Annotated in this window: 30 protein-coding genes; 15 read left to right on the top strand and 15 right to left on the bottom strand. The window is 42.3% G+C overall.

The features are described from left to right. Window positions 1–18: 18 nt before the first annotated feature. Complete coding sequence (locus V7K61_RS14720) at window positions 19–585, bottom strand: Uma2 family endonuclease (protein ID WP_335054071.1); 567 nt, start codon at window positions 583–585, stop codon at window positions 19–21. A 194-nt stretch (window positions 586–779) separates the two neighbouring features. On the opposite strand from V7K61_RS14720, the gene V7K61_RS14715 reads away from it, so the two are divergent. The 6 genes from V7K61_RS14715 (at window position 780) to V7K61_RS14690 (ending at window position 5,621) form a co-directional block, all read left to right on the top strand. Next, window positions 780–929 (top strand): hypothetical protein, encoded by a 150-nt coding sequence (locus V7K61_RS14715; protein WP_180277633.1) that lies wholly within the window; start codon window positions 780–782, stop codon window positions 927–929. A gap of 158 nt (window positions 930–1,087) precedes the next feature. After that, on the top strand, window positions 1,088–2,458 hold the full coding sequence (trxB, locus tag V7K61_RS14710) for a thioredoxin-disulfide reductase (protein WP_335054132.1): 1,371 nt from the start codon (window positions 1,088–1,090) through the stop codon (window positions 2,456–2,458). A 264-nt stretch (window positions 2,459–2,722) separates the two neighbouring features. Continuing rightward, window positions 2,723–3,619 (top strand): ABC transporter permease, encoded by an 897-nt coding sequence (locus tag V7K61_RS14705; RefSeq protein ID WP_194043829.1) that lies wholly within the window; start codon window positions 2,723–2,725, stop codon window positions 3,617–3,619. Between the two features lie 80 nt (window positions 3,620–3,699). Further along, the gene (locus V7K61_RS14700; RefSeq protein WP_094347563.1) at window positions 3,700–3,909 is read left to right on the top strand and encodes a hypothetical protein; all 210 of its coding nucleotides are present in this window, start codon (window positions 3,700–3,702) and stop codon (window positions 3,907–3,909) included. Between the two features lie 146 nt (window positions 3,910–4,055). Next, on the top strand, window positions 4,056–4,976 hold the full coding sequence (locus V7K61_RS14695) for an ROK family protein (protein WP_335054130.1): 921 nt from the start codon (window positions 4,056–4,058) through the stop codon (window positions 4,974–4,976). Between the two features lie 3 nt (window positions 4,977–4,979). Further along, window positions 4,980–5,621: a type I restriction endonuclease subunit R gene (locus V7K61_RS14690; protein ID WP_335054069.1), complete on the top strand. Its 642-nt coding sequence runs from the start codon at window positions 4,980–4,982 to the stop codon at window positions 5,619–5,621. A gap of 21 nt (window positions 5,622–5,642) precedes the next feature. Here V7K61_RS14690 and V7K61_RS14685 read toward each other — a convergent pair whose 3' ends face one another. The 3 genes from V7K61_RS14685 to V7K61_RS14675 form a co-directional block, all read right to left on the bottom strand. Next, on the bottom strand, window positions 5,643–6,233 hold the full coding sequence (locus V7K61_RS14685) for a Uma2 family endonuclease (protein WP_335054067.1): 591 nt from the start codon (window positions 6,231–6,233) through the stop codon (window positions 5,643–5,645). A 36-nt stretch (window positions 6,234–6,269) separates the two neighbouring features. After that, window positions 6,270–6,692, bottom strand: a complete 423-nt coding sequence (locus tag V7K61_RS14680; protein ID WP_094347562.1) for a hypothetical protein — start codon at window positions 6,690–6,692, stop codon at window positions 6,270–6,272. Between the two features lie 190 nt (window positions 6,693–6,882). After that, window positions 6,883–8,520 carry a CTP synthase gene (locus tag V7K61_RS14675; protein WP_335054065.1) on the bottom strand — a complete coding sequence of 546 codons (1,638 nt, stop codon included), beginning with the start codon at window positions 8,518–8,520 and terminating at the stop codon, window positions 6,883–6,885. Window positions 8,521–8,604: 84 nt separating this feature from the next. Here V7K61_RS14675 and V7K61_RS14670 point away from each other — a divergent pair, with 84 nt between their 5' ends. The 4 genes from V7K61_RS14670 (at window position 8,605) to V7K61_RS14655 (ending at window position 11,365) form a co-directional block, all read left to right on the top strand. Then, window positions 8,605–10,359 carry an N-acetylmuramoyl-L-alanine amidase gene (locus V7K61_RS14670; RefSeq protein WP_335054063.1) on the top strand — a complete coding sequence of 585 codons (1,755 nt, stop codon included), beginning with the start codon at window positions 8,605–8,607 and terminating at the stop codon, window positions 10,357–10,359. Between the two features lie 140 nt (window positions 10,360–10,499). Further along, window positions 10,500–10,910 (top strand): hypothetical protein, encoded by a 411-nt coding sequence (locus V7K61_RS14665; RefSeq protein ID WP_335054061.1) that lies wholly within the window; start codon window positions 10,500–10,502, stop codon window positions 10,908–10,910. Between the two features lie 11 nt (window positions 10,911–10,921). Beyond that, window positions 10,922–11,140 (top strand): type II toxin-antitoxin system VapC family toxin, encoded by a 219-nt coding sequence (locus V7K61_RS14660; RefSeq protein ID WP_335054059.1) that lies wholly within the window; start codon window positions 10,922–10,924, stop codon window positions 11,138–11,140. Beyond that, complete coding sequence (locus tag V7K61_RS14655) at window positions 11,141–11,365, top strand: PIN domain-containing protein (RefSeq protein ID WP_335054128.1); 225 nt, start codon at window positions 11,141–11,143, stop codon at window positions 11,363–11,365. It begins immediately after the preceding gene. Window positions 11,366–11,568: 203 nt separating this feature from the next. On the opposite strand, the gene V7K61_RS14650 is transcribed toward V7K61_RS14655, so the two are convergent. The 5 genes from V7K61_RS14650 to V7K61_RS14630 form a co-directional block, all read right to left on the bottom strand. Next, window positions 11,569–11,964 (bottom strand): hypothetical protein, encoded by a 396-nt coding sequence (locus V7K61_RS14650; protein ID WP_335054057.1) that lies wholly within the window; start codon window positions 11,962–11,964, stop codon window positions 11,569–11,571. 75 nt (window positions 11,965–12,039) lie between these two features. Next, the gene (locus V7K61_RS14645) at window positions 12,040–13,110 is read right to left on the bottom strand and encodes a ParM/StbA family protein (RefSeq protein ID WP_335054126.1); all 1,071 of its coding nucleotides are present in this window, start codon (window positions 13,108–13,110) and stop codon (window positions 12,040–12,042) included. A 475-nt stretch (window positions 13,111–13,585) separates the two neighbouring features. Beyond that, a complete protein-coding gene (locus V7K61_RS14640; RefSeq protein ID WP_335054055.1) occupies window positions 13,586–14,596 on the bottom strand; it encodes a hypothetical protein in 1,011 nt (336 codons plus the stop codon). A 373-nt stretch (window positions 14,597–14,969) separates the two neighbouring features. Then, complete coding sequence (locus tag V7K61_RS14635) at window positions 14,970–15,212, bottom strand: DUF1902 domain-containing protein (RefSeq protein ID WP_335054053.1); 243 nt, start codon at window positions 15,210–15,212, stop codon at window positions 14,970–14,972. A gap of 353 nt (window positions 15,213–15,565) precedes the next feature. After that, on the bottom strand, window positions 15,566–16,345 hold the full coding sequence (locus V7K61_RS14630; RefSeq protein ID WP_335054051.1) for a Uma2 family endonuclease: 780 nt from the start codon (window positions 16,343–16,345) through the stop codon (window positions 15,566–15,568). A 370-nt stretch (window positions 16,346–16,715) separates the two neighbouring features. Between V7K61_RS14630 and V7K61_RS14625 the strand changes: the two genes are divergently transcribed. After that, entirely contained in the window at window positions 16,716–17,093 is a 378-nt protein-coding gene (locus V7K61_RS14625) for a hypothetical protein (protein ID WP_335054049.1), read from the top strand. Between the two features lie 101 nt (window positions 17,094–17,194). Here V7K61_RS14625 and V7K61_RS14620 read toward each other — a convergent pair whose 3' ends face one another. Further along, entirely contained in the window at window positions 17,195–17,827 is a 633-nt protein-coding gene (locus tag V7K61_RS14620) for a pentapeptide repeat-containing protein (protein ID WP_335054047.1), read from the bottom strand. Window positions 17,828–17,838: 11 nt separating this feature from the next. Here V7K61_RS14620 and V7K61_RS14615 point away from each other — a divergent pair, with 11 nt between their 5' ends. After that, window positions 17,839–18,336 carry a YraN family protein gene (locus V7K61_RS14615; RefSeq protein ID WP_335054045.1) on the top strand — a complete coding sequence of 166 codons (498 nt, stop codon included), beginning with the start codon at window positions 17,839–17,841 and terminating at the stop codon, window positions 18,334–18,336. Window positions 18,337–18,407: 71 nt separating this feature from the next. On the opposite strand, the gene V7K61_RS14610 is transcribed toward V7K61_RS14615, so the two are convergent. Next, window positions 18,408–18,797 (bottom strand): hypothetical protein, encoded by a 390-nt coding sequence (locus tag V7K61_RS14610; protein ID WP_099103349.1) that lies wholly within the window; start codon window positions 18,795–18,797, stop codon window positions 18,408–18,410. A 245-nt stretch (window positions 18,798–19,042) separates the two neighbouring features. On the opposite strand from V7K61_RS14610, the gene queA reads away from it, so the two are divergent. Together queA and V7K61_RS14600 are read left to right on the top strand one after the other, a co-directional pair. Beyond that, complete coding sequence (gene queA, locus V7K61_RS14605) at window positions 19,043–20,308, top strand: tRNA preQ1(34) S-adenosylmethionine ribosyltransferase-isomerase QueA (protein WP_335054124.1); 1,266 nt, start codon at window positions 19,043–19,045, stop codon at window positions 20,306–20,308. Window positions 20,309–20,457: 149 nt separating this feature from the next. Further along, window positions 20,458–21,552 (top strand): tetratricopeptide repeat protein, encoded by a 1,095-nt coding sequence (locus V7K61_RS14600; protein ID WP_335054043.1) that lies wholly within the window; start codon window positions 20,458–20,460, stop codon window positions 21,550–21,552. A gap of 214 nt (window positions 21,553–21,766) precedes the next feature. On the opposite strand, the gene V7K61_RS14595 is transcribed toward V7K61_RS14600, so the two are convergent. Further along, window positions 21,767–22,462: a potassium channel family protein gene (locus V7K61_RS14595; RefSeq protein WP_292726573.1), complete on the bottom strand. Its 696-nt coding sequence runs from the start codon at window positions 22,460–22,462 to the stop codon at window positions 21,767–21,769. Between the two features lie 153 nt (window positions 22,463–22,615). Further along, on the bottom strand, window positions 22,616–23,950 hold the full coding sequence (locus tag V7K61_RS14590; protein ID WP_335054041.1) for a TrkH family potassium uptake protein: 1,335 nt from the start codon (window positions 23,948–23,950) through the stop codon (window positions 22,616–22,618). A 276-nt stretch (window positions 23,951–24,226) separates the two neighbouring features. On the opposite strand from V7K61_RS14590, the gene V7K61_RS14585 reads away from it, so the two are divergent. Further along, window positions 24,227–25,069, top strand: coding sequence for a methyltransferase domain-containing protein (locus V7K61_RS14585; protein WP_335054039.1), 843 nt, complete (start codon window positions 24,227–24,229; stop codon window positions 25,067–25,069). An 85-nt stretch (window positions 25,070–25,154) separates the two neighbouring features. On the opposite strand, the gene V7K61_RS14580 is transcribed toward V7K61_RS14585, so the two are convergent. Together V7K61_RS14580 and V7K61_RS14575 are read right to left on the bottom strand one after the other, a co-directional pair. Then, window positions 25,155–25,619 (bottom strand): hypothetical protein, encoded by a 465-nt coding sequence (locus V7K61_RS14580; protein ID WP_335054037.1) that lies wholly within the window; start codon window positions 25,617–25,619, stop codon window positions 25,155–25,157. Between the two features lie 432 nt (window positions 25,620–26,051). Continuing rightward, a complete protein-coding gene (locus tag V7K61_RS14575) occupies window positions 26,052–26,798 on the bottom strand; it encodes a response regulator transcription factor (protein ID WP_094347548.1) in 747 nt (248 codons plus the stop codon). Between the last annotated feature and the right edge of the window lie 107 nt (window positions 26,799–26,905).

Here is a 26,905-nt window from a genome sequence, read left to right as displayed (position 1 = left end):
CAGCTAGGTGGAAGCGCTTTATTCAAACTCAGGTGGCCACAACTCTGATATTGCCAGTTCCCAACCTGGTAGCAAGTCTGGTAGTGTGAGTGTATCGCCATTCTGCATCACCACTGGAGCTTGGTTTAGTCGATAAACCGTTACTGTCAATTTGTCAGGGTCAATCAATATACCGACTGTAGACCCAAGTTGCAAGAATAGCTCAATCTTCTCTTCAAGCGGTTTAATTCTGTCACTTTTAGATTTAATCTCAACCATCAAGTCTGGAACTAACTCTACAAAGTCGCGCTTGGTCTTCTTCAATCGATCAGCCCGAACAAAAGACACATCAGGGGCACGTAAGTTTCTTTTTTCCAAGTCCTCCTCTTCTATTCTAGGTAATATGAAGCCTGCGCTAGAGCCAGTCACTCGTCCTAGCTTGCGCGACATTACCCAAATATTCAAGAAGGTACTCAACCGAGTGCCAATTTCCTCTGACTCGTAATCTGATGGCCCCATAACTACGATTTTCCCCTCTACCAACTCCATCTGCCATTCTGGATGCTCGGTTTGTAGCTGCTCTAAGTCTCTAATCGCAAAGGACATAATACACTAAATAACGCTTTTCTATCTATCATAAGTACCCTAACCTACGAAAGCTACAATATATTATTGCATTCAAAGAAAACGGCTGTATAGTTTGCCATTGGTAGCATCAATGAAAACAGATGTAATTTTTTATGAACTTATCAAGGAACTACCACAAATATTTTTTGAATACTCCATTGTACGAGAGTATCGTGGCAAAGACTAAGCCCAAAACAGAACTAGAAACAAAGTTGAAATTAGTCCCCAAATGTATTGAGAAAGGTATGAGCATTCAAGAAATAGCAGAGTTTTTAGAACTAGATGTTGAAACTATCAGAAAATATCTGCAAGAACAGCCCTAGTTAGCGGTTAAGAGCATGTTTGGCAAGTGTTGAGCGCATAGTACCGTAGGCATTTGGCGTAGGCGTAGCCCGTCGCAGACATCGCTTACCATCTGACGTAGCCAATCACAGTTTGTTATGCTATATTAAACGTAGTCGTTATGAGTTCATATATTTTCATGGCTAACCCAACTGTAGAAAACTTGGTAATTATCGGTTCTGGGCCAGCAGGCTACACAGCCGCCATCTATGCTGGACGTGCTAACCTGAAACCCGTTGTATTTGAAGGTTTCCAAGCCGGGGGTTTACCTGGTGGGCAATTAATGACAACGACGGAAGTTGAGAATTTTCCGGGATTTCCTAAAGGAATTACCGGGCCGGAACTGATGGATCAGATGAAAGCGCAGGCGGAGCGCTGGGGAGCGGAACTATATACTGAAGATGTTATCTCAGTTGACTTGAGTCAGCGTCCCTTTACAGTGCGATCGCAAGAAAGGGAAATTAAAACTAATAGCATTGTCATTGCTACTGGTGCAACAGCAAAGCGTTTGGGTTTACCCAGCGAACATGAATTCTGGAGTCGCGGTATTTCCGCTTGTGCAATTTGCGATGGTGCAACACCAATTTTTCACGGCGCAGAATTGGCTGTAATTGGTGCTGGCGACTCGGCGGCGGAAGAGTCAATTTACCTCACCAAATACGGTTCTAAGGTAAATATGTTGGTACGCACGGATAAAATGCGGGCTTCTAAAGCCATGCAAGACAGAGTTTTGAGCAACCCAAAAATCCAGGTGCATTGGAACACAGAAGCCGTGGATATCTTCGGCAATGGTCACATGGAAGGTGTGAAAGTCCGCAATACTAAAACTGGTGAAGAGAGCCAACTGCACGCTAAAGGTTTATTCTACGCCGTTGGTCACAGTCCCAACACTTCTCTATTTAAGGGACAACTAGAACTGGATGAGATCGGTTACGTTGTCACCAAGCACGGTACTGTAGAAACCAGTGTAGAAGGCGTTTTTGCTGCTGGCGACGTACAAGATCATGAGTTTCGGCAAGCAATTACGGCTGCGGGCACTGGTTGTATGGCGGCGATGTTAGCAGAACGCTGGTTATCATCTACTGGCTTGATTCAAGAATTCCATCAACAGCCAGAAACGGCGGTTAATGAATTAGAACATCAGCTAGCCAAAAAAACTGAAGCTGAAGAAGAAGCTGGATTTAACTTGGATGCGACGCGCCATGAGGGAGGTTATTCTTTACGGAAATTGTTCCATGAAAGCGATCGCTTGCTCCTTGTTAAATATGTCTCCCCTGGTTGTGGCCCTTGTCATACCCTGAAGCCAATTTTAAATAAAGTGGTGGATGAATTTGACAGCAAAATTCACTTTGTAGAAATTGACATCGACAAAGACCGAGATATTGCTGAAAATGCTGGTGTGACAGGAACGCCAACAGTTCAATTGTTTAAAAACAAGGAACTAGTGAAGGAAGTCAAAGGTGTGAAGCAAAAGAGCGAATACCGCCAGTTGATTGAAAGTAATCTGTAATCATAGTTAGGAGTTAGGAGTTAGGAGTTAGGAGTTAGGAGTTAGGAGTTAGGAGTTAGGAGCGGAGGCAAAGATGCTGCGCCTGCGGTTGAGAGTTATTACTCTGCCTACCTGCTGCTAGCAATATTACCCACCCTAATTTGTCTAATCGGATTTTGGGTGGAAATAATCTCATTTGTAAGGTAGGGTTTAGTGTTGAGTTTTGAGTTGACAAAATTACTCTTATAACTCATAACTTATAACTCATAACTCCTAACTTTCTTTATGGCCATTACAAAACGGCGGCTACCGACATTTTTACAGTTTGGCAAAAGTCTCAATCTTTCCCAAAAACTCATGCTCATCGGGTTAGCCATTACCCTATTTTTCATCTTCCTGGCATTCTTTGCTCCCGTATTGCAGGCTTGGGGATGGCTGCAAAACCCAAAAGATTTTCTCTCTAATCCAATTCACGAGCCACCCTCAGCTAAACATTGGTTTGGTACTAGTCGCCTGGGTTATGATGTGTTTTCCCGGACATTATTCGGCGCTCAAGCTGCTTTGCAGGTGGTAATTTTAGCAACGGCGCTGAGTATGATTATCGGTGTGCCTTTGGGGATGCTGAGTGGTTATCTCGGCGGGAAATTAGATAAGGTATTGCTATTTATTATGGATAGCATTTACACTCTACCAGGGCTACTGTTGTCTGTAACCCTGGCATTTGTGGTTGGGCGTGGGATATTAAATGCAGCGATCGCTATTAGCATTGCCTATATTCCCCAATATTACCGCGTTGTTCGCAACCACACCGTGAGCGTGAAAACTGAAGTGTTTATCGAAGCTGCTCAAGCAATGGGTGCTTCCACTTGGGTTGTGCTTTCTCGTTATCTGTTTTTCAACGTCATTCAAAGCGTACCCGTCCTATTTACACTCAACGCCGCTGATGCGATTTTGGTGTTGGGCGGTTTAGGCTTTTTGGGGCTAGGACTTCCCGAAGAAGTGGCAGAATGGGGACATGATTTAAAACAAGCCTTAGAAGCTCTACCTACTGGCATTTGGTGGACTACGCTTTTCCCTGGTTTAACGATGACATTTATGGTGGTAGGGTTATCACTACTTGGTGAGGGGTTAAATGAATTTGTCAATCCCCGTTTACGGAGAGAAAATAGAATCCGAAAGTAGTCATTGGTCATTAGTCATTAGTCATTAGCAAAAGACAAAGGACAAATGACAAAGGACAAATAAACAATAGAGAGATTTGTATGAAAGATAATTTAACGTTAATTGCTGCCGCTACTGGCGGGTTTATCCTTTCTGTTGCCCTTGCTGGTATTTTAAGAGGTGCGCCAATTACTGCTTGGCAGGAACAATCGAGTTTTCGTACCACAACTGTTGCTAATTTACAGAGAGCGGAGTTGAAAGCCGCGCATCTTAAAATCGGTGATGAAAACAACTTGCACTCAATAGAATAAAAATTTGAGTATTTTTTCGCGCCAAGATGCTAAGTATAGATTTGCGGAAAATAATGGCGAATTGAGGGGTGAAATTTAAACGCACAGGGGCGCAGGGGTAAGCGCAAAGGGTACGCAAAGGGTACGCAAAGGTTTGCTAGGTGGCTATGGTTTGGTCTGAGGATTTTAAAGTGGTGAGTTCTCAAGTAATTGGCATTGATGTCGGGGGAACAGCAATTAAGCTGGGGCGTTTTGCAGATGATGGTACTTGTCTGCAATCTTTGACTGTGGTATCTCCCCAACCAACAACGCCGGAAGCTGTGTTAGCAGTGCTGGTAGATGCGATCGCACAAATCGATCCAGATAATCAAGCTGTTGCCATTGGTGTTGGTACTCCTGGCCCATCCGATGCCGCAGGACGCATTGCTAAAATCGCCATTAACTTACCTGGATGGATCGATGTGCCTTTAGCAGACTGGTTAGAAGCTAAAACTGACAAACCGACTGCGATCGCTAACGATGCTAATTGCGCTCTTTTAGGAGAAGCTTGGCTGGGAGCCGGTCGCCACTTTCAAAATCTGATTTTGCTAACTTTAGGTACTGGGGTTGGTGGCGCAATTATCCTTGATGGCAAACTATTTATTGGACATCAAGGAGCCGCTGGGGAATTGGGTTTAATTTCATTAAATCCTGATGGCCCAATTTGTAATAGTGGCAATCGAGGCTCTTTGGAACAATATGCCTGTGCTACTGCAATTCGCCGCCGCACTCTCAAGGAGCCTATCGAATTAGGTGTTCTTGCCCGACAAGGAGATACCGCAGCATTGACTTTTTGGCAAGAATATGGTATATACTTGGGAATTGGTTTGACCAGTTTGATTTATGTACTCACACCGCAAGCGATCGTGATTGGTGGCGGTATTAGTGGCAGCTTTGAGTTTTTCTTACCAGGTGTGAAGGCAGAAATTGAGAAGCGAGTGCAGCCTTTATCACGAGTGGATTTACAAATATTGCCAGCGGAGTTAGGCAATTTTGCGGGGATGGTAGGTGCAGCAAAGTTGGCATGGCAACGCTATTCGGAATGTTAGATTATGGTTCAAACAATCCCAGCTAGAGATATAAGTCTTTACGAATTAGAAGAAAAATTTGGTTTGCAACTTGCCACAGACATTAATTTCTTTCCAGAATGGACAGAAAATTTACCAACTCTGACTGATGGTGAAAAGCAAGCGATCGCACGAGTCAAAAGCAACTATTTAAACTTGAATAAGCACCGTCTGATGTCAGAAGAGGCGGTAAAGATGGTAGTGCTATCTCCTTTACTCGATTTAGCTGGGTTTTATCAACCTCCTTTTGAGATTGAAACCGAGACTTCTGTGGAGATTTCTGCCGAAGACGAAAGCTTTCTCGTTAAAGGAAACATTGATGTTCTTGTCATCCAAAAACGTTTTTGGGTACTTGTCATCGAATCTAAAAGCAGTAAATTTGATGTGATGACAGCCCTACCTCAAGCACTCGCTTATATGCTTGATCTTCCAAATCCTGCACAACCGACTTTTGGTTTACTAATCAACGGGAGAGAATTTGTTTTTGTCAAATTGATTCAACAAGAACATCCTTGGTATGCCCGATCTGATGCGCTATCAATTGAACGTGATTCAGAACTACAGCAAGTACTCAGTATCTTGAAGCGCCTTGGAGAATTAATTGTACTTTTACCCACTGAGAAATAGGGATTAAGGCTTATCATCTACCTATACTTGCAACTCAAATCCAGGTAATATATCTTCTCCAGAAAGAATCGCCGGCATTTGCATGATTTCTACAGCTTTTTCGAGTCGGTAAATTTCCACTTGCTTATCTTGAGGATTAATTAGCCAACCCAAACGCAAACCATTTTCTATGTATTCCTGCATTTTCGCTTGGATAGGTGCAAGCCGTAGACGCGTAGCGGCTTGTCGCCAGACATCTGTCTCGGAACGTAATTCAATTGCAAAATCGGGTACAAGTGGCGGAAATTTTTTTCGTTGTTCTAGTGTTAAAGCTTCCCACCGTTCTAACTTTACCCAAGCTGCATCAGGGGAACGTTTTGCACCATTTGGAAGTATAAAGATAGTTGAAGAACTAAAAACTTTCCCTAATTTAGCTTGACGATTCCAATTATTCAAGTCTGTAATTAAATCTGCTTCTTGATTTCCGCTTTCCCCTCCTACTGGTGGCATAATAATTAATTCTCCTGCGGCATTCATTTCCAGGCTTAAATCGCTATTGGCAACACACAATTGATAAAATTGCTCATCGGTTAAATGAGCAATCGGTTCTAGATTAAGCACAACAGTATTCATTAAATCCTTCCTCGTGCTTCACGTTAACAATTAATATTAAGACAAAGAATATCCTGTTGCTTTCTTAACGTATTTCACAACTTTTTCATAAGATTCAGGATTACTCACAGGGTTGATGATGATGGGAATAGTGCCATCTGGCAACCAAAAAGTTATCCTACCGTTCGGTTCATGACAAAAGGAACTGATACAGTTGAGATTAATTACATATTCATTTTTTTCGTAATTTATTCTTACCCAGTGGGCGTGATCTAATTCTAATCCTGTCACACATTCTAAATAATCAAAAATCTTTTGATAATCTTCCAAATTACTTTGCGGGTTAATCACTATGGGAATGGCACTATCGGGTAGCCAAAAAGTCACCCTGCCATTGAGTTCATAACAAAAAGCATGGACACGCTCAAAATTCACCACATATTCTTTCCTCTCGTAAAGGATTTTCACCCAGTACGCCACAACATCTCCTCAAGTCCGAAATTTACGAATGATGCACCCTGGATGTCCAAATCTACTAAAGCCTTAAGTTAATGTTGTTATGCACCAATTCAAAATCTAAAAAATTAATTTTGAATTACGAATTACGTTAGCGCAGCGGTAGCGAGTCTTCAAGCGTAATTACGAATTACGAATTACGAATTACGAATTGTTATGACACCTCCAATGGTGTTGGTGTGCTAGATGTCGAAAGGGAAAGAGCGATCGCTGTTTGAATGAACCCTTTAAATAAGGGATGAGGGGTACTGGGGCGTGATTGAAATTCTGGATGAAATTGACAAGCAAGAAAGAATGGGTGCTTGGGTAATTCCACAATTTCAACTAAGCGTCCATCAGGAGAAGTACCACTGATCGCATAACCAGACTTTAACAACAAATCGCGGTAATCGTTGTTGAACTCATATCGATGTCGATGTCGTTCATAAATCACATCTTCTTGATAGAGCTTGAAAGCTAAAGTATCAGGGAGAACACGACAAGGGTATAGTCCCAAGCGCATTGTACCCCCTAAATCCACTACTTCTTGCTGTCCTGGCAATAAATTAATTACGGGATCAATTGTATAGGGGTCAAATTCAGCACTGTTAGCACCTGTTAATCCCCCTACGTGCCTTGCCCATTCAATCACAGAACATTGCATACCCAGGCATAAACCCAAAAAGGGGATTTGGCGATCGCGCGCGTATTTAATAGCGGCAATTTTGCCATCGACTCCCCGAACCCCGAAACCTCCTGGTACAACTATGCCATCGACACCTTCAAGATGAGTTTCAGCTGATTCAGTTTCCAAATCTTCTGAGTTTATCCAACGGAGACGCAGCTTGCCATAGGTGGAGATTGCAGCATGATTTAGTGCTTCCACTACAGATAAATAGGCATCACTTAACTGTACATATTTACCAACAATGGCAATTTCTACTTCATGCTTGGGACTATGTAAGCGTTGTACCAAGGTTTGCCACTGCGTCAAATCTGGTTTACGTTGTTCCATTTGCAGCAAGTTCAGCACTTGTTCTGCCATTCCTTCCCGTTCTAGATTTAGCGGTACTTCATAGATACTTTTGGCATCTTGGGAAGTGATGACGCATTCTTCAGGGACATCGCAAGATCCCGACAATTTCTGTTTTAATCCTTTGGGTAAGGGGCGATCGCTGCGACAAACTAAAATATCTGGTTGAATACCAATGGATCTCAGTTCTTTAACTGAATGCTGTGTCGGCTTAGTTTTCATTTCACCCGCAGAGGCAATCCACGGTACCAGCGTTACGTGCATATACAGCACATTTTGCCGTCCCACCTCTTTACGGAACTGGCGAATTGCTTCCAAAAACGGTAGTGATTCAATATCCCCTACTGTCCCGCCGATTTCTGTAATTACTACAGAAGGATTTGTACTTTTAGCAACTCGCAAAATCCGATCTTTAATTTCATTGGTAATATGAGGAATTACCTGGACAGTACCGCCATTGTAGTCTCCGCGTCGCTCTTTATTGATGACTGCTTGGTAAATTGAGCCAGTAGTCACACAGTTTAAGCGCGACATTGAGGTATCGGTAAAGCGTTCGTAATGCCCCAAGTCTAAATCTGTCTCCGCCCCATCCTGGGTAACGAATACTTCCCCATGCTGAAAGGGACTCATCGTTCCAGGATCGATATTGATATAAGGGTCGAGTTTGAGAATCGACACCGAATATTCGCGCGACTTGAGCAAACGCCCTAGACTTGCTGCTACAATGCCCTTACCAATACTGGAAACTACGCCTCCAGTAACAAAGATAAACTTAGTCATAGTATTTTGAATTTCTAACAACTTCTAAAAATACATCCCGTCATTGTGCCACAGTTGTTGTGGTGTCATCTTCTGTGATTTGCTGTGAAAAACCTCTTAGGATTAGTAATATTAGGCTGTATTCTCACCTCCTCAGTTGCATTGGCAGAGCCATCTCTTATAGTTGTTTTTCCCCAGACAAACTACCAGACAAGTGCCCAAAAAATCTTCTTTCTGGGCACTGCACCACCAGATGGTCAGGTTTTGATCAATAGTAAGCCAATTACCCGCAGCAAAGCTGGTCATTTTTCCCCTAGTTTCCCCTTGCAGTTGGGGGAGAATCTTTTTACTGTGCGTCGCCAGAATCAAGAACTTAAGATTAAGGTGATCAGGCTTAACGCTAGCCCGGAACTACCACAGGGGGTAGCCTTTGCGAAAGATTCCCTGACTCCCGCAGTTGACATTGCCAGATTACCAGGAGAAGTAATTTGTTTTAGTGCGATCGCACCCTCTAACGCTAATGTCTCTGTAACCCTGGCTAATCAAACTATTGCCCTTTTACCACAACCTCAACAAGCACAACTACCAAGTAATTTGGCAGCTTTGACAGGTCAAAATCAGCCTCATGCCCAGTCTAGCGTAGGCAACTATCAAGGTTGCACCACAGTGGCAACAGCCGCCGATCTGGGAAAACCTCAATTTCAACTGACACTTGACGGCAAGACGATAACTCAACCAGGATCTGGTAAGATTGAAATCCTCTCAAGATCGCAGTTGCCAGTTTCTGAGGTTACAGTAGAATCAGGCGTGGCTCGTACTGGCCCTAGCACCGATCATTCTCGACTTACACCACTGCCCAAAGGCACACGCGCAACAGTTACAGGTAGGGAAGGTGAATGGTTGCGCCTAGATTATGGCGCTTGGATTAATAGCAAAGAAACCCGCATTTTACCTGGTGCAGTTCCGCCACAAACAATAATTCGCAGTGTCGGATACCGTCAACTCCCTAGTGCGACAGAGATAGTTTTCCCTTTGCAAGTTCCCGTACCCGTGAGCGTACAACAAAGTGAGCAAACTCTCGCTCTCACTCTCTACAATACCACTGCCCAAACAGACATCATTCGCCTGGATGATAACCCCCTAATTAATCGCCTAGACTGGCAACAGGAAGCCCCAGGACAAGTAAAATACACCTTTAACCTCAAAAAAGCTCAACAGTGGGGATATAAGCTGAGATACGACGGTACAACCCTGGTTTTGGCTTTGCGTCATCCACCTAAAATTGGGAACACAAGACGCAAGCCTTTAGCTAATTTCAAGATTGTACTAGATCCAGGGCATGGCGGTAAAGAATCTGGTGCCAGTGGCCCAACTGGATATTTAGAAAAAGATGTGAATTTGGTGGTATCTAAGTTGTTGCGCGACGAATTGGTGAAGCGAGGAGCAACGGTGGTGATGACGCGAGAGGACGACAAGGAAGTTTCGCTGGTAGAACGTCAGGCAATTATCAGTCAAGAAGAACCTGCGATCGCTATTTCCATACATCACAACTCCCTACCCGATGATGGTGATGCCGAGAAAATCAAGGGTTTCGGCGCTTTTTGGTATCAACCCCAAGCCCACAACCTCGCAATATTTTTACAGAAGTATGTAGTCAAGAAACTCGGTAGACCTTCTTATGGTGTGTTTTGGGATAACTTGGCGCTGACACGCCCAGTAGATGCGCCATCTGTGTTACTGGAATTGGGTTTTATGAGCAATCCCGATGAATTTGAGCAGGTAGTGAACCCAAAAGAACAGAAGAAAATGGCTGATGCGATCGCTCAGGGGATTACTGAGTGGCTTAAGAGTGTGCAGTAAATTTGGAGGTACAGTTGTATTTGGTGGAGTGCGATCGGTCTTTGTTCAAACTTTGTGACTTTTATAGTGCGATCGCCAAAACCACTCCTACTGTATCAATCAAGTAAAATGAAAGTTCAGTAGTTCCTGAGAGGTGTCCGATGACTATGCTTGAGCGCCGCCGTCAACTTCAACAACAGATTGCTCAACTTCCAGATGACCAACTAACTCAAGTTGAGCAATATATAGCATTTCTTGGTTTTCAGAAAACAGTTCCATCTCAATCAGAAGTGACCAAATCACCTTCCACTGGAGCTTCGATTCTGGCATCTTTAGAGCAAGCACACACTCCGCTCGATTCTCCTCTGGAGGATGAGACGCTAGCACAACCACCAGAAGATTTTGCTGCTAAGATCGCTGAAATAAAACAACGTGGCGATCGTTCTCAATCTGTGATCCGACGAGGTTCTACAGGTCAAGACTTGCTCAAATTTGCTGGTACTTGGCATGGAGACGACCTAGAAGAGTGCCTAGCATTTCTGGATGCAACCCGCTCAAAAGCGAAGTTTTAAGCCAATAATTTATGTATTTGCTGGATACCAATCACTGTAGTTATCTCATTAACAACAATCCTCAAGTTGTAGCAACTGCTCAAAGCTATGCTCAAGATCCTTTTGGGATTAGCATCATTAGCTATGGTGAGTTGCTCTACATGACGGAAAAATCAGAGCGTCGAGAGATGAACTTACAAGTGGTTCAAGCATTCCTGACAGAGATTGATATTTATCTGATCAATAAATAAATAGCTGAGATATACAGTCAACTGAAGAACCGCATTTTTCGTCAATTTGCCCCAAAAGAAAAAAACAAACGCCGCAGTACCCGCATTCAGGATCTAGGTTTTGATGATAATGATCTATGGATCGCCGCAACAGCAATTTATCATAATATTACTCTCGTCTCTGCTGACAGCGACTTCACTAGGATTCAGCAAGTTTACAGCTTTTCTGTCGAATCCTGGATTTAATTACTTTAACTAGTATGCTGAACTAATCAATTAAGTGTCAATTTAATAAACATCGATCTTTTTTAGCTAGTTCCTGCTCAATGTTGCGATTAGTCTTTGTTCAAGCTTTTTGACTTTTATAGTGCGATCGTCATGGGCAAGACTGCGAATAGGGCATTGGTGATTGTTAACAAGCTGTATCGATTGATAGTCACGCACCTATTTCAAGATAGCCTTTGATAATATCGCTCAAAGGGTTGATAAGTATCTAGGAATTCAAATGTAGTCATTGTAAGAAATATCGCTACCCTCTGAGAGTCTATCAATTCCTTTATTTCGGGTATTGTAATTAGTTCTTCAAACTCAGATTCAATAACAATTAATAAAAATTTTATTTCTTCTCTAGAATCATTTTTTATCTCATCGTGCGTTATATAAAATTGGTAAGTCACTTCTTTTTCTAAATCAAAATAACAAAACTCCCATTTATCTGGTAACTTTTGAATATTTTCTACATTGACAAGTAATTCTTGTCCTGCCTTAAAATTTTTCCCTTGCTTAGGAGTAATACACTCTTTATAAGGTTTATCTTTAACATCATGAGAAAGTTGAATTTTCATTTTTTACTGGTATTTTAAATAAATTTTTACAGCTACCAAAAATTATCTTTGCTTTGGGATAAATTCAAAGTAACATCAGTTTTCTGACCTAGCACGGCGATCAATGGCGTCTAATTGCGCCTCACCATAAATATACTGCCCCAAAGCATTAGCTTGCCTAGCGGGTGCCGCTAAATGGACATAAATCTTTGCTTCCTTGAGTAGACGTTGAACGTCATCCCAGTAGAATTCACCGCCACCACCAGTAATAATCACATCAGTTACACGCTCTGGCAACCAGGCTAGAACACGGCTACAGATTTCACGAGAAAACATCTCCGTGAGGTTGGGAAGAAAATCGTCTAAGTTAGTGGGTTTGCTTGCGCCTTTAGGAAGATAAAAACGCTCGCCTCTGGGTTTGTTAACAGCAGAAATCAGCGCTAGAGATTGACTATCAGCACCTTCTATTTCAGCAGATAGCAGTTCATAGAACTTATTCATACCAAAGTCTTCACTCTTAGAAGCATCTCTAGTAAAACGGAATTTATCTACCATCAAAAGATCGACGGTTTGATGTCCGATATCAACGATCGCTACCGATATTTTTGTAAAATCGGGACTGTCAGGACTTTTTTTAGGTTGAGCTTCAGACCACAACAGGCTGCCATAGCCCTCTGGCATTACCCATACCTTACTGACGTTCAGCGACACAAATTCGCCTCGGAAGTTCAACACATGAGGTCCGCCTACTTGACTAATCAAGTATGCTTTTTCCTTTTCAAATTGCTCTAAGGAAAGAAAAGGCAGACCCAGTACAACTGAGATATCGTCTCTGAGTTTGAAGTAGCTAGCACTTGCTAACACTTTTACTAGTGCAGCTTCTACCTTAGATTGGCCAACTCCTAAATTCGCCCCAAAATCTGCTGCTAGTTGACCAAGAGCATATCCATTATCTTGATACTCTAGCCACAAATCCATCAGAGGGTCAGTAGCACGAGCTTCAAACACATTGCCGCGTACTTGGTTTATTGACATCTGCTTAATATTGGCAGGTACGAACACCACATTGCTTGGTTCACGACTCACGCAACTTTTTGTGGAAGTTCTACCTAAATCAACACTGAGAATAGTTTTACTGCCAATATCGTTGGGTTTGACAGTATTGATTTGTTTAGTTGCTGCTGTTTCTGTTAAAAGACGTGCATAGTAGTCATTAGGAACAATAATTAACTTCTCTTTTAAGAGGTATAGAACTTGGTTAGTTTGCTCCACTGCTGCTTGAAATCTATTTAAAGCATCTGTTGTAGATTCTCTATCAATCTCCCACATTAAGGAAATGAGATTCTGTTGCAATCGCACTGCCAAACGCAAACAGTCTTTTTCTACTTCATCTAATGCGTGTTGGCGAGTTAAATCATTAATCTGCCTTTTGCTCTGATCAGCAAATTCATAATATTTCTTCTCTAAATTGGCGTATTTGTCTGTTAATTCATTTGCAACTTGTCTGTGATGCTTGCCTGCTTGTCTGTCCTTTTCTCCAGCAGCATGAGCAGTAAAAGCACCTGCGACAGCACCAACTGCCGCCCCTAAAGCACCAAACAGAAGAGGAATTATAAAAATCATACAATTTTTGACTAATTCTCTAGGAATGAGGAGGAAGGTAAAGAAGTTGAGAATCAGGCAGTAATTTACTATCAGTTGATGCTAGTCCTAAAGACTGAGCAATAGCTACTGATTCACGTAACCGTTGCATAGCCCCTTCTATTCCCGGTGCAATTGGACGATTTGTAATTTCTTGATTAATTACTTGCGCTTCGGCCAAAAACTCTAGATTTTTCTGGTGTTCATAAATCAGTTCGTTCTCAATTGTTTGTAATCTTTCTAATTCTTGTTGAGTTAAAGATTCATAATAGATTTTCACCGTTTGTTTATGGTCATCGAGGATTTTGAAAAACTCGTAAACCATACCCGCAACTCCAACAACAGCTAAAACTGGTGCTGCTGCGGTTAAAGCGATCGCAATTGGTGGACAAGCTGCTGCTAATGTTGTGGTTACAAACGCTGTTACACCGCCAACTGTGCCGCCTTTTACGGTATCTTTCAATGTTTCTATAGCGGCTTCTTGTGCAGAAATTTCACCCCGAACTACCCGCAGCGCGTTGGTTAGTAACGAAAATGGTGCTGTCGTCGCTACACCAATGGCTGCTCCCAGAGGCGCGGCTTTAACACCTGCTTTGACTGCACCTGTTAGGTTGTCAAAATGCCATTTAGCATCTAGTCTCATTTGCTCCTGCGAAGTCATGGGTTTATCGCCACGGGCTAAATTATCTTTGGCGTTTTCCCACTTGATATTTTTGGGATCATTTGAGCCGCCTTTGCTATGCGGTTTGATATGACTAGCGTGTTTATCTGATAGGTATTTTTGGGTATTAATATCAGTAGATTTGCCATCAATCCCTGCTCTTTGAGATGGAGGGATTTTATCTAACATTTCTTGGGCTTGCACTCTGGTTCTTATTCGATCGCCAGATCGAATCCCACCTTTATATAATCTACGGGCTGCACTTAAGGATAAATCCTGTAATTGGGCGTGTTGAACGTTAATGTTGGCAGCAGCGTTAAAAGCGGAATTACGCTCTTGTTCGTCAGACATGGGTAAACCAATCTAGTGTGATGTATTAGCTTATTTTTTTATGGTTCCCATTTGAACACAGATGCGATCGCCTCCAGTGAAATCATAAGCATCTTAATCTGTCATATTTTGGCGCGATGCCTGCGGCGGGCAACTCTTGGAGAGGCTACGCCAACGCCTACGCTCTCCTAATAAACTCAAAAATGCTTATCTAAACCAGCTTGTTTCAATACTCAATTTGCAGTATGACGTGATTTTATTTGACTATCAACTACAAAGTTATTATCTGTAATTGGGCTATACCAAATTTCATGATCTCCTTTCCCTGGCCTTTTAAAATAACATCCGGCTTCTGTTAAAAGCTTTTTAACTTCAGGAGTAAAGGAAACACTCATTAGCCAGCCACTTTGATTGATTCATGACGATGGGTTGTTAAGTATAAATCAATGTAATCTTTGTTGCCAGATTCAACTCTATTTAATTCAATAAGTTCTGGAATCATAGCTTTGAGTTTTGCTGTTAACAACTCAATAGTAGAAGCTTCTGTAACCAACCCAGGTAGATTATCACTGCTAGCTACCCAAACATCAACCTCAGAATCCCAAAAAGCGCTTACTTTGACAACAAAAGTATTCATAATTCGCTTTTTTAGCGATCGCACGTATGTAAACAATTTTAATTCAGAACTTTGAAAATTTTGCAAGTAACTTACAAAATCAGATACAATCTTGACTTGTTATCAGGTGCGTAGGCGTAGCCCGTCGTAGACATCGCAGCACTGCCAAACCTAAAAAATGGAGCCATGCAGAAGATAGCAAAAACAGCCCTCAAGTTCTTGAAAGGTGCGTTGGGGTAGCCCGCACTTCGGCTACGCTCAGTGAGCGTCGTAGACATCGCTGATTTGCCTACTACGGTGAAGCTAGTTGAAGTCTATGGTAAGCTTTTATCCGTGATTACTAAGTTTTTCGGCTTACCATAACTTAGTAAGTATTACTCTACTTCTGGGTCGATACCCATTGCCCTGAGCCGTTCTGCTAATTGTGCAGCTTTTCGTTCTGCTTGCTGGGCTTTTTGTCTTTGCAACTCGGCTTCTTCTTTACCAATCAGTAACAGATTCCCTTCTAAATCCCACCAGCGCAACCAAAATTGCTCAGGATTATTCAAGTAGCTTCCTTGCCATAACCCTAGTTCTACTCCTAAAGGAGGAATTGGGTAGTGACCTCGCTCATTAGGCTGCATTTTGTGGTATGAAAAATCTACCAAGTGATAAACTTCCAGTTTGTCATTACTAATTTCATAAATGGCATAGTAGGGAATTCTGATTATTCGCTCATATACCCAGAATTTACCTGGTTTTGCGCCTTCCCTACTACCAGCTAGAGGTAAAGGAGTGACATCTCGTTCTTCATCGCCATTACCACTAGCTAGTTCTACGGCAATCAATGGCGGTATGTATTCCCGCCATAAAACATAGGAGCGGCGGTTTTTGCCATCTAGCCTTGGTGGTACACCAGGGACATAAAACCAATCCGGTGCTGCTGCTCCTTTTTCTGGTGGTTCGGTTTCTCGCCAGTAAATACCACAATCTTGACCAATGCAATACTCTCCATCTGGATGTAAACGTTGCAAAACTTGAGCAATTGAGTCTGTCAAAATGACGGTTTGGGGATGCTCTTGAAAATTTTTCACAAACGTACCATCCGACTCTGGTAGTTGAGTGTGATCGGGAAACTGGGGCGGTATGCCAATATCGGCAAGTGTTTCACTCATACTTTGAAAAGTATTGCAGCTATTTATAAGAAGAATTCAGAACTCAGGAGTCAGAATTCAGTATGAATTCTGTACGAGTGGGTAATGAATATTGGTTAAAACCGTACTTCGTCCTGCTACGCGCTTTCGCCCCTGGTGGGCGAAAAAAATTAAAATATTCTCGCCTGAAAACTCTATCCCTTTATGAGTAGAGTATTCTGAATTCTGAATTCTGTATTCTGACTCCTGTTTTATTTAGTGCTTGACGCTTCCCATAAAGTGTTACTAACTAGTATAACACCTTGCTCTGTCTTGATTTCAGTGCTTTTACCCTGCCAGAACTCCTTTAATTGCGGGTAGAAATATATGAAATCTGATATTTTGAAACTGTATGTATTTTAAAATAGGCGGCATGGTGGGAGCGATCGCTATTTTATTAAGTAATGGTAGTGCCATCGCTGAAAATGCACAAAGATATATCACTGTAGGGCATGATAAATTAGGAAACAGTGTAGCTCTGGATACGGAAACTATAAAAGGCACTACATACAAGCTTTACGGAATGTATGGTGATGGCATTTTCGAGACTACATTCGATGCTTCATGCAAAGAATCGCGGCTTTTTCGGAATCGCATTGCGATTTATGGTTCCGATGGACAGCTACTTCAAGAGGATCGAGAAAAAGGAGAAATACCTTTTGTAGCTAATTCTTCACCAGGCAAAGGGATGCAAATTGTTTGTCAAAAGATTGGTGCAGATGGTTGGTAGGTTAAGTAGGGAGTGGGAGGTGGGGGGAGCAGGGGGAGCAGGGGGAGAAGAATTAATAACTAATGCCCCATACCCCATACCCCATATCCAGGTAGAAAATATTAAGGACAAAACAACGTGTCACGCGTATCTCGTCCTGTAATCGGATTAGTTCCTTTGGCAAGTTTGCACAATTTTTTTTGCTCATCGGGACGTAGCAGCGTATCGGTAAAATCTGCTCCGTCTATGATTGCACCATCAAATCTGGCGTTAGCAGCAAAGGCACCTTCCAACAGTGCATTTGTCAAATTTGCTCTGACTAAACGAGCCGAGTCTAAAGTGGCATTTCTCAAATCAGAACCTTCCAAATTCGCAGACTCTAAATTTGCTGCAAAGAAACTGACACCGTTCAAATTAGCTCGGCTGAAGTTGCTCTGGCGAAGATTAGCTTTAGTAAAGCTAGAGTCTGTTAAATCACGTCCTGAAAAATCAGCCTCAACCAAAATTTCTTTATTATATTCAAGTGCCAAAGCTGTTGGAGTAAAACCGACTGTTGCGGTGATGCCAACTATTCCCCAAAGGAATAAGCTAAGTATACTTACCCAAATGTGATGGTTTTTTTTACGCTTAAACCCCAACTCAGTGCTGGATGAGTCGAGTATAAAACCCGCAGTGCGTAGGCGTAGCCCGCCGCAGGTCTTACCCTGAGCCTGTCGAAGGGCATCGCTTAACCTAGAATTTACAGAATTCATCATATTTTTAGTCAATGGCTAACCTTCCTCCATCTCATTATCCAGATATTGGTCATCTAGGAGAAGACTTAGTAGCCCAATGGTTGCAATCTACAGGTTGGGTAATTCTCCATCGTCGCTTTTCTAGCCGCTGGGGAGAAATTGATATTATTGCTCAACATGATGGACGAACTGGTGAAAAACTCCTTACTCAGCACTCATTATTGGCATTTGTTGAAGTCAAAACCCGTAGTTCAGGTAGTTGGGATGCCGGGGGAAGAAGCGCAATCACCCCACAAAAGCAAGCAAAAATTTGGCGTACAGCTGGAATATTTTTAGCCCAGTACCCTGAGAAGGCAGATTATTCTTGTAGGTTTGATGTTGCTATTGTCTACTGCCAAAAAATATCAAAAAATCTAACTGGGGTTACAGCAAATCAGGAAGCTCTAGCTACTTCATCAGTAGACGGATATAAGCTTAAGCTGCAAGAATACATTCCAGCAGCTTTCGACTCTTTAATTGATAATGGTTAATCGGTAATCGATAAAATATCTTAATTACCAATGACCAATAATTTTGTAGTGGCGTTACAACCAAATAGTCATCACGCCAAAGTTTCTGGACAGTAACCTAAGCCCCGGACAAACTGCTGCCGGAACGCTTCAATTTCGTCTCTTTCTGGGCTACCATGAGAAACGATCGCTACCTGATAGCGACGCATCACATCCACAGGGCACTGTCCCGCTTCCAAACTCCAAAGTGCCATTTGCACCCTCATTGGCGGTTCGTAGCTAATTCCTAATTCATTCAGAAAAGCCCGAAAGTCGCCATCTTCTTGGGCCGAGACTTGACCTTTGAGTTTGATCCTAACCACCCAGCCATCAATTTGATGAATTACGGTGACGAACGAAACTGGTGTCTGGGGTCTAGCGTGGAGGTGTTGAACGACCCTCAGGGTTAGACTGGCATTTGCCAGATAGTACAAGTATTCCATGTTTGTTGGTGCTTGGGATCAAAGCCAATCCTACATATCTATATTCGTCAATAAGTACCTGTTCCCGGTAGGGTAAAAGCCCCCGTTTTTAGATGGGGAGGTTTACCCAATTTTTATGTTAATTTTTCCGTGTTACTTAATAGTAACAATCTTATAGCCTAGCGACAAAACTGAGCGAAAATGCCTTAAAGTTCCTTTAGAAGGGAAAACTTAACTCAACCTTTTTAAGAGAGTATAAATACTAAATAAAGCAAAAACTAGTACAAGTCAATTTGAAAGATACATCTCGTCCACAAGCAAAAGATTTTGAATTAGATTGCTCGGTAGCTGGCTATGACTACGAACTACCTCCAGAACTCATTGCCCAAAACCCAGCAGTTCCTAGAGATAGTTCACGGTTACTGGTAGTTGATTCTCCGACTACAGGCATCGAAGCAGCACCTCTACACCATATTTTCCATGATTTGCCTGCATTGCTGCGCTCTGGTGATTTGTTGATTATGAACAATACAAGAGTGATTCCAGCGCGGCTTTATGGTCATAAATCCACTGGTGCGAAAATCCAGGTGTTGCTATTGGAAGAACGGCAGCATAACTGTTGGCTAGCTTTAGTCAAGCCAGGAAAAAGCTTTAAACTGGGAGCGAAGATTATTTTTGAACCAAGGCAATTAGGGATTCGGGATTATAAAGATTCTTCCCCAATCCCCAGCCCCCAGCGATGCACTGAGCTTGTCGTTGGCGCAGCCTCTCGTAGAGAAGTGTCCCCAGCCCCTAACCCCCAACTCACCGCTACGGTTCTAGAAACAGACGCAGCAACCGGAGGGCGTTTGTTGCAATTTGATGTACCAGAGGGAAAGACTTTGGTGGAACTGTTAGAGGTATTTGGTGAAGTACCGTTACCACCGTACATCACTACCTCAGAAGCTGCTGATGAGCAGTATCAGACAGTTTATGCTAAACAGCCAGGAGCGATCGCAGCTCCGACGGCAGGATTACACTTTACCCCAGAATTATTACAAAAGTTGGGCGATCGCCAAATCAATCAAGCTTTTGTCACACTACACGTTGGTGTCGGCACATTTCGCCCTGTGGAAGTGGAGGATGTAACTACCCATCAGATGCATGAAGAATGGATTGAAGTTCCTGCTGCTACAGTAGAGCAAATCCGCGCCACTAAAGCTGCTGGCGGTCGAATTATTGCTGTGGGAACAACGGCAGTACGGGCTTTAGAAGGGGCAGCGCAATCGGGTAATTTACAACCATTTTGCGGAAAAACAGACTTGTTTATTTATCCCGGCTACCAATGGCGGGTGGTAGATGGTTTGATTACGAATTTTCACTTACCGCGTTCTAGTTTGTTGATGTTGGTAAGTGCCCTAATTGGCAGACAACGGTTATTAAATATATACAACGAAGCGATCGCTTTTGGATATCGCTTTTATTCATTCGGCGATGCCATGCTAATTTTGCCGTCAGCTGTGGGAGTAGAGAGTGGGGAGAGACGCGATTAATCGCGTCTGTACAAGAGTTAGAAGTAGAGACGCGATTAATCGCGTCTGTACAAGAGTTAGAAGTTAAAAGTTGGAAATTGGGAATTTTTTCTTTCGTGGTGGGTACTCTGACTTATGAGGAGTTAAAAATAAGTACAGGTCTGCTATTAATGTCTGAAAAATACCCATTTTCTCATTGGTTAAATTTATTTTGTCAGGTGACACTCGGTGGCTGTTCTGCATTTTTGCTCTTGGCTGCACCGACAATTACTAATTTCCCAGTTAGCAAGCTGCTGGCAGAAACTGCAATTTCTCAGGATCTTGAAGCAGCTAGCTTTTTCCAGCAGGGAGTTACGCGCTATAACCGCCAAGACTTACAAGGTGCAGAATATGCCTTTCGCCAAGCGTTGCAGCGAGATCCTAACCTTGGGGCAGCACGAAATTATCTGGGTAATATATTTATGGAGCAAAATCGCCTGGATGTAGCTTTACAAGAATTTACAGAGGCGATAAAAGTTAATCCCAATTCTAGCGAAGCTTATTACAACTTAGGGTTAGTGTTGCATCGACAAGGAGAAAAAGATGCAGCAATTACAGCTTATCGCCAGAGCTTGGTGATAGATTCCACAAGGGTGGCAGCGCTGTATAATCTGGGTTTGTTGCTATATGAACAAGGAAAGTTAGAGGAAGCGATCGCTGCATACCAGCAAGCAATTAATCTAGATGGCAGCAATGCCAATGCTTATCTTAACTTAGCGATCGCCTTGCAACAACAAGGTCAAATCGAGCCTGCGATCGCCAATTATCGCCAAGCTTTGAAGCTAGATCCTAAAAATGCCACAGCCTACAGCAACATGGCAAGTTTGCTAGCAATGCATGGTCAAGCTTCTGAGGCTGTTTCTGTTTATCAGCAAGCGATTCGCCTAAATCCGAAAAGCGCCTCAACTTACTATAACTTGGGAGTAACTTTATATAATCAGGGCGAGTTCAAAAAAGCCAGTGAAGCTTTGAAACGCGCTCACAATGAATACAGTAAGCAAGGTAACATTGAACAAGCCCAGAAAATTGAGCAGCTAATGCAGCAAATTGCTCAGAAAACTGGGCAACAGCAACCTCAAGCCAGTCAAACAGCTACTCCTTCTCAGAGTTCAGATTCTACAGTACAAACACCTGAGCCACAGACGCCAAATCAACCAGAAACGCCCGCGAACCCTAGCGATGTGCCTGTCTCAGTTGAACCACAATCCACTTCAACAAGTCCCTGACAATAAAAAACTCAGAGTTAAGGCGATTTGCCCTCATCCCCCAACCCCTTCTCCCAAAATTGGGAGAAGGGGAGCCAATTTCAAAGTCCCTCTCCCAAGCTTGGGAGAGGGATTTAGGGTGAGGGCTTTTGATTCATGCAATAAGTCTATTCTCTACTGGAGGTTAGGTTTGAGTAAAAGTTGCACACTGCATAACTCCTAACTCCTAACTTTTTTAAATCGGCAAACGATTAATATCTTTATTGCAACCAATAACAACCATTGCTGAACCACGCTCTAAACGCTTGGTAGCATCAGGATTAATTTGAAATTTTCCATCCTGGCTTACTGCTAGCAAATTTAAACCGTAGCGGTTACGAAGTTGCAGTTCAGTGATGGTTTTGCCGTGAAATTCATCAGGCACAATCAACTCTACAATACTATTATCTGGGTCGAGATCAAACCGATCTAGAATTGCTGGTTTGGTAAGAGTACGCGCTAAGGCACAACCCGCTTCATACTCAGGAAAAACAACATGATCTGCTCCTACTCGCCGCAACAGTTTACGATGAACTTCACTAGAAGCTTTGGCAACTACATGAGGGACACCAGCCTCTTTCACATTTAGGGTGGTTATGATGCTTTCTTGAACGTAGTTGCCAATCGCGACAATTACAGTATCAAATTCAAAAATTCCAGCTTCTTTGAGTGCAGCTGGTTCTGTAGAGTCTAGTTGCAAAGCATGACCAACTATTCCCTCAGTTAATGCTTCTGAAACTCGTTTTTCATCAATATCTGTTGCCAGCACTTGATAACCAAAATTGTGCAGTGTGGAACAAACAGACCTACCAAAACGACCTAACCCAATTACAGCAAATTGCTGGTTATCTTTACGTAAACTGCGAAAAAAACTTAATGATGACAGATTCACCCTTTTTATCCTTATTATGGCTCCCTGTATTTAGGGCAAAAAACGGTTATACCGCTTGAATTAAAAATTTTATTTTTTGCCTTAGAATGTATATTTTATCAGTTTGGGCATTGGTTATTTTTTCTCTGGCACTCTGTATGCCCTCTCCTTTAACTATCCCACGAGTAAATTTTCTTCAGGATAGTGAATTCTAGTAGGACGGGGATCTCCTAGTACGGCAGACATCAGTAGCAAAACACCTACTCTTCCAACATACATGGTGACAATTAAGATCAGCTTTGCCGCTGTAGAGATACTTGCTGTAATGCCTGTAGAAAGCCCCACGGTAGCGAAGGCTGATACTACTTCAAACAAAATTTGAATAAAATCTAATGTTGGATCTGTGAGGCTAATTAAAATGGTGGCAAAAATCACGGTTGCTACCGATCCTACTAACACACCTACAGCTTTCAAAATTAAAGTTATTGCTATCTTGCGATCGTACAATAAAACTTCTTCTTTTCCCCGGAGAATCGTTTTTGTACAACTGGTTAGAACTCTCAGAGTTGTTGTTTTCATGCCTCCTCCCGTACCACCTGGACTTGCACCAATAAACATCAGCGCAATCGTAATAAATAGACCAGCAGTAGTCATTTTGCTAATATCAATGGTGTTAAAACCGGCAGTTCTGGGAGTAACTGATTGAAACCAAGCTACTAATAGCTGGTCACGAAAGTTTAGAGATCCAAATGTTTGAGGGTTTCTAATCTCTATACAGAAAAAGGCAAATAACCCGATTACTAATAATATAATAGTTGTGCTGGTTGCAACTTTAAAATCTAGGGAAAATGTCTGATTATGAATTTTTTTGAGGATGCGATCGCGCAACCAAAGATACATTTCCAAAATTACCTGATAGCCAATTCCTCCAAAGATAATCAACATACTGATGGTGAAGACTACTAAAAAGGATGATTGATAGCCAATTAAGTTATCTTTAAATAAACTAAACCCAGCATTGTTCCAAGCATTGATGCTATGAAAAATCGCCAGCCAAAGTCCTTGACTCCACCCATACTCTGGAACAAATGCTGGTAGAAGTAAGAAGACTCCGGTAATTTCAAAAATTAAAGTTGTGGCAATAATTGAACGGATGACTTGGGAACTACCACTCATCCCCGGTCGGTCTAAAGCTTGTTGAATAGCAATTTTTTGCCGCATATCAAATTTCCGACCAATGAGCAAAATCAGAAATGTGGTAGTTGTCATGTAGCCCAACCCACCAATCTGAGCTAAAAGTGCAATAAATAACTGACCCCAAAAGGAAAAATAAGTACCAGGATCGACTACTGATAAACCTGTGACACAAACCGCGGATGTGGAGGTAAATAGTGCCACAATCAGGTTATTCCATGTACCATCGCTAGTTGAAAAAGGCATCATCAACAGGATAGTACCAACAGCAATGACAGCCAGAAACCCCAAACAAATTGTGCGAGCGACAGTCATAATTAATTCGTAATTCGTAATTCGTAATTCGTAATTCAGAAAGTTAGATTGAATCTGGATTTACACTTCTTTTATATGTAGTTTTTTTTAGAGAATTGGTATAAATTTGAGCAATAACAGTTTATTAAGGTAAAACTGAGAAATTTTTCCCAGGAGGATAAATCTCGGTTTACCTTCCCTGGAAGTAAAAATACCCTTATTTAATTAAAAACATACATGGTAGCCTACCTGTATAGTTTTTTTTGACTTCTACTTCGTCTCAATACTACTTTTTTCATGAGTGCAACACTTTACCAGCAAATTCAGCAGTTCTACGATGCTTCCTCTGGTCTGTGGGAACAGATTTGGGGCGAACATATGCACCACGGCTACTACGGTGTCGATGGCAGCCAGAAAAAAGACCGCCGTCAAGCTCAAATTGATTTAATCGAGGAACTGCTCAATTGGGCGGGGGTACAAGCAGCAGAAAATATCCTTGATGTAGGTTGTGGCATTGGTGGCAGTTCTTTATATCTGGCAGAAAAGTTTAATGCTAAGGCTACAGGGATTACTTTGAGTCCTGTGCAAGCTGCCAGAGCAACGGAACGCGCAACGGAAGCGAATTTGGGTCTAAAAGCTCAGTTTCAGGTCGCCAATGCTCAAGCAATGCCCTTTGCTGATAATTCTTTTGACTTGGTTTGGTCGCTGGAAAGCGGCGAACACATGCCAGATAAAACTAAGTTTCTCCAGGAGTGCTATCGGGTGTTAAAACCTGGCGGAAAGTTAATTATGGTGACTTGGTGTCATCGACCGACTGATAAGTTAGCACTGACGGCGGATGAGGAAAAGCATTTGCAGGATATTTATCGGGTGTATTGTTTGCCTTATGTGATTTCTTTACCAGAGTATGAAGCGATCGCACTTCAACTTCCATTAAACAATATTCGCACCGCCGATTGGTCAACCGCCGTCGCCCCTTTTTGGAATGTAGTCATTGATTCGGCATTTACTCCCCAAGCACTTTGGGGCTTACTCAATGCCGGTTGGACTACCATTCAAGGGGCGTTATCACTGGGGTTGATGCGTCGCGGTTATGAGCGCGGGTTAGTTCGGTTTGGTTTATTGTGCGGTAATAAGTAGAAACAAGACCGCGCTGTGGTAAAACAGCGCGATCGCACTACAATTTAAGAAATTCAATGACGGCTAATATCTACCTTCAGAAACCTTACTTTGCTGTGAAATTGCCTATAATGCCACCAGCTTCGAGCGAACACCTAAAAAGTGTACCTGTTTCGCTATTCCCATCAGGCCCATCAAATACAGAAAGGCTACCGAGATTCAGGGTTTGCCAATCTTTTGGCCCAGAAGTAGTATAAACTAGAGAACTAAACGCGCCACCGTTTCCAACACCATTAATCGAAACTGCTTGACACGAGCTATTATTTCCATAAATTCTGATTGACGTTGGGTGAGAACCTGGTGACAGTTGCAGAGTTCCTACGACTTGAACACTGTAACTACAGTTATTAATAATTCCCCCATAACTCGAAGTGCTTAAACATGAATTATCTTGGGGAAAGGAATTCTTCATAGTAGCTCCTGGCCCCGTTACTGCCAAAGCTTGGTTCGCCACTAAGCTTACAACTCCAGCCAACATACTCACCAAATAACCTTTTATAAAAAAGCGCATTCTCATTAACTCCAATTTTGTAACTTATTTCAATTTCATAATTGAATTTACCTAAGAATTAAGCACGTTTTTGACAAAGTTATTCTGTCGTTACAATACTTTTTCATAACTTTTTCATATAATGTTTAAGCTGTCAAAGACTTTGAAAATAATGATAATCAAAAAGAGGCAGAGGAGTGTGACTGAAAATCACATCCTCTCCCTCTCTATCACACGATTATCATTTTCACTCAAATTAATTTGAGTATCTTAACTCATTGACAAAAGACGCTTTTTATTAAAAATCACGGATGCACTTGTAGAGACGTTGTATTGCAACATCTCTACATACTACTAAATCCCACTAATAACCTTAACTAAGCGGTAAGGAATAAGAGTTACAGAGAGTTCTTGCCTAAGTGATAGCTTAGATAAGGGAATTTAGCGTGAATTTCATTCAACGACTGTTACCGAAGCCCCTTCATTAGAAGATGGAGGTATACCGGGTAATTCAAGACAGTATCCAGCACCATACACTGTCTTGATATAGCGGGGATGGCGGGGATCTGGTTCTAGCTTGGTTCTCAAGTGGCGAATATGCACTCGAATCGTTTCTATGTCATCATCAGGATCGTAGCCCCAAACTTCTCTGAGGATTTCGCTGGGAGAAACTGTTTGACCGTGGCGTTGCAGTAAGCAGTGAAGTAGCTCAAATTCCAAGTGAGTCAATTTCACCGTCTCATTGAACCATATTGCCTCAAATCTTTCGGGAACGAGGGTTAATGAGCCATAGTTGAGAATCTCACTATGCTTTGCGGCTTGGGGAATCCGGTCAGTCCGCCGCAAAAGTGCCCGCACCCGCGCCAGCAGTTCTTCAACTTCAAAAGGTTTGGTGAGGTAGTCATCTGCGCCAGCATTAAAGCCTTCCACCTTGTCCTGAGTTTGGCTCAAAGCCGTCAACATTAACACGGGAATCTCAGAGGTGCGATCGTCTCGGCGCAGGCGTTGGCAAACGGTAAACCCATCTACCCTGGGCAACATTAAATCGAGCATGATCAAGTCTGGTTGTAGCTGGAGAGCCAGCGCTTGACCTTTGATGCCGTCTTCAGCTTGACTAACATCGTAGCCAGCCATTTCCAAGTTGACGGCAACTAGTTCTGAAATCGCTGGGTCATCGTCTATGACAAGAATCCTCGGCATTCTTAAAAAATTATTACTACTTATTAAGGATAATTAACAACCTTTGATAGATACAAAGATTTTTGAATCAATGATGAAAAAGTTTTTAAATCTTACATAAATATTAA

Source organism: Nostoc sp. (assembly GCF_036918015.1).
In the GTDB taxonomy this organism is placed as follows: domain Bacteria; phylum Cyanobacteriota; class Cyanobacteriia; order Cyanobacteriales; family Nostocaceae; genus Nostoc.
Note: the sequence above shows the minus strand (reverse complement) of the source record. Positions and strands in the feature narration are given on the sequence as shown.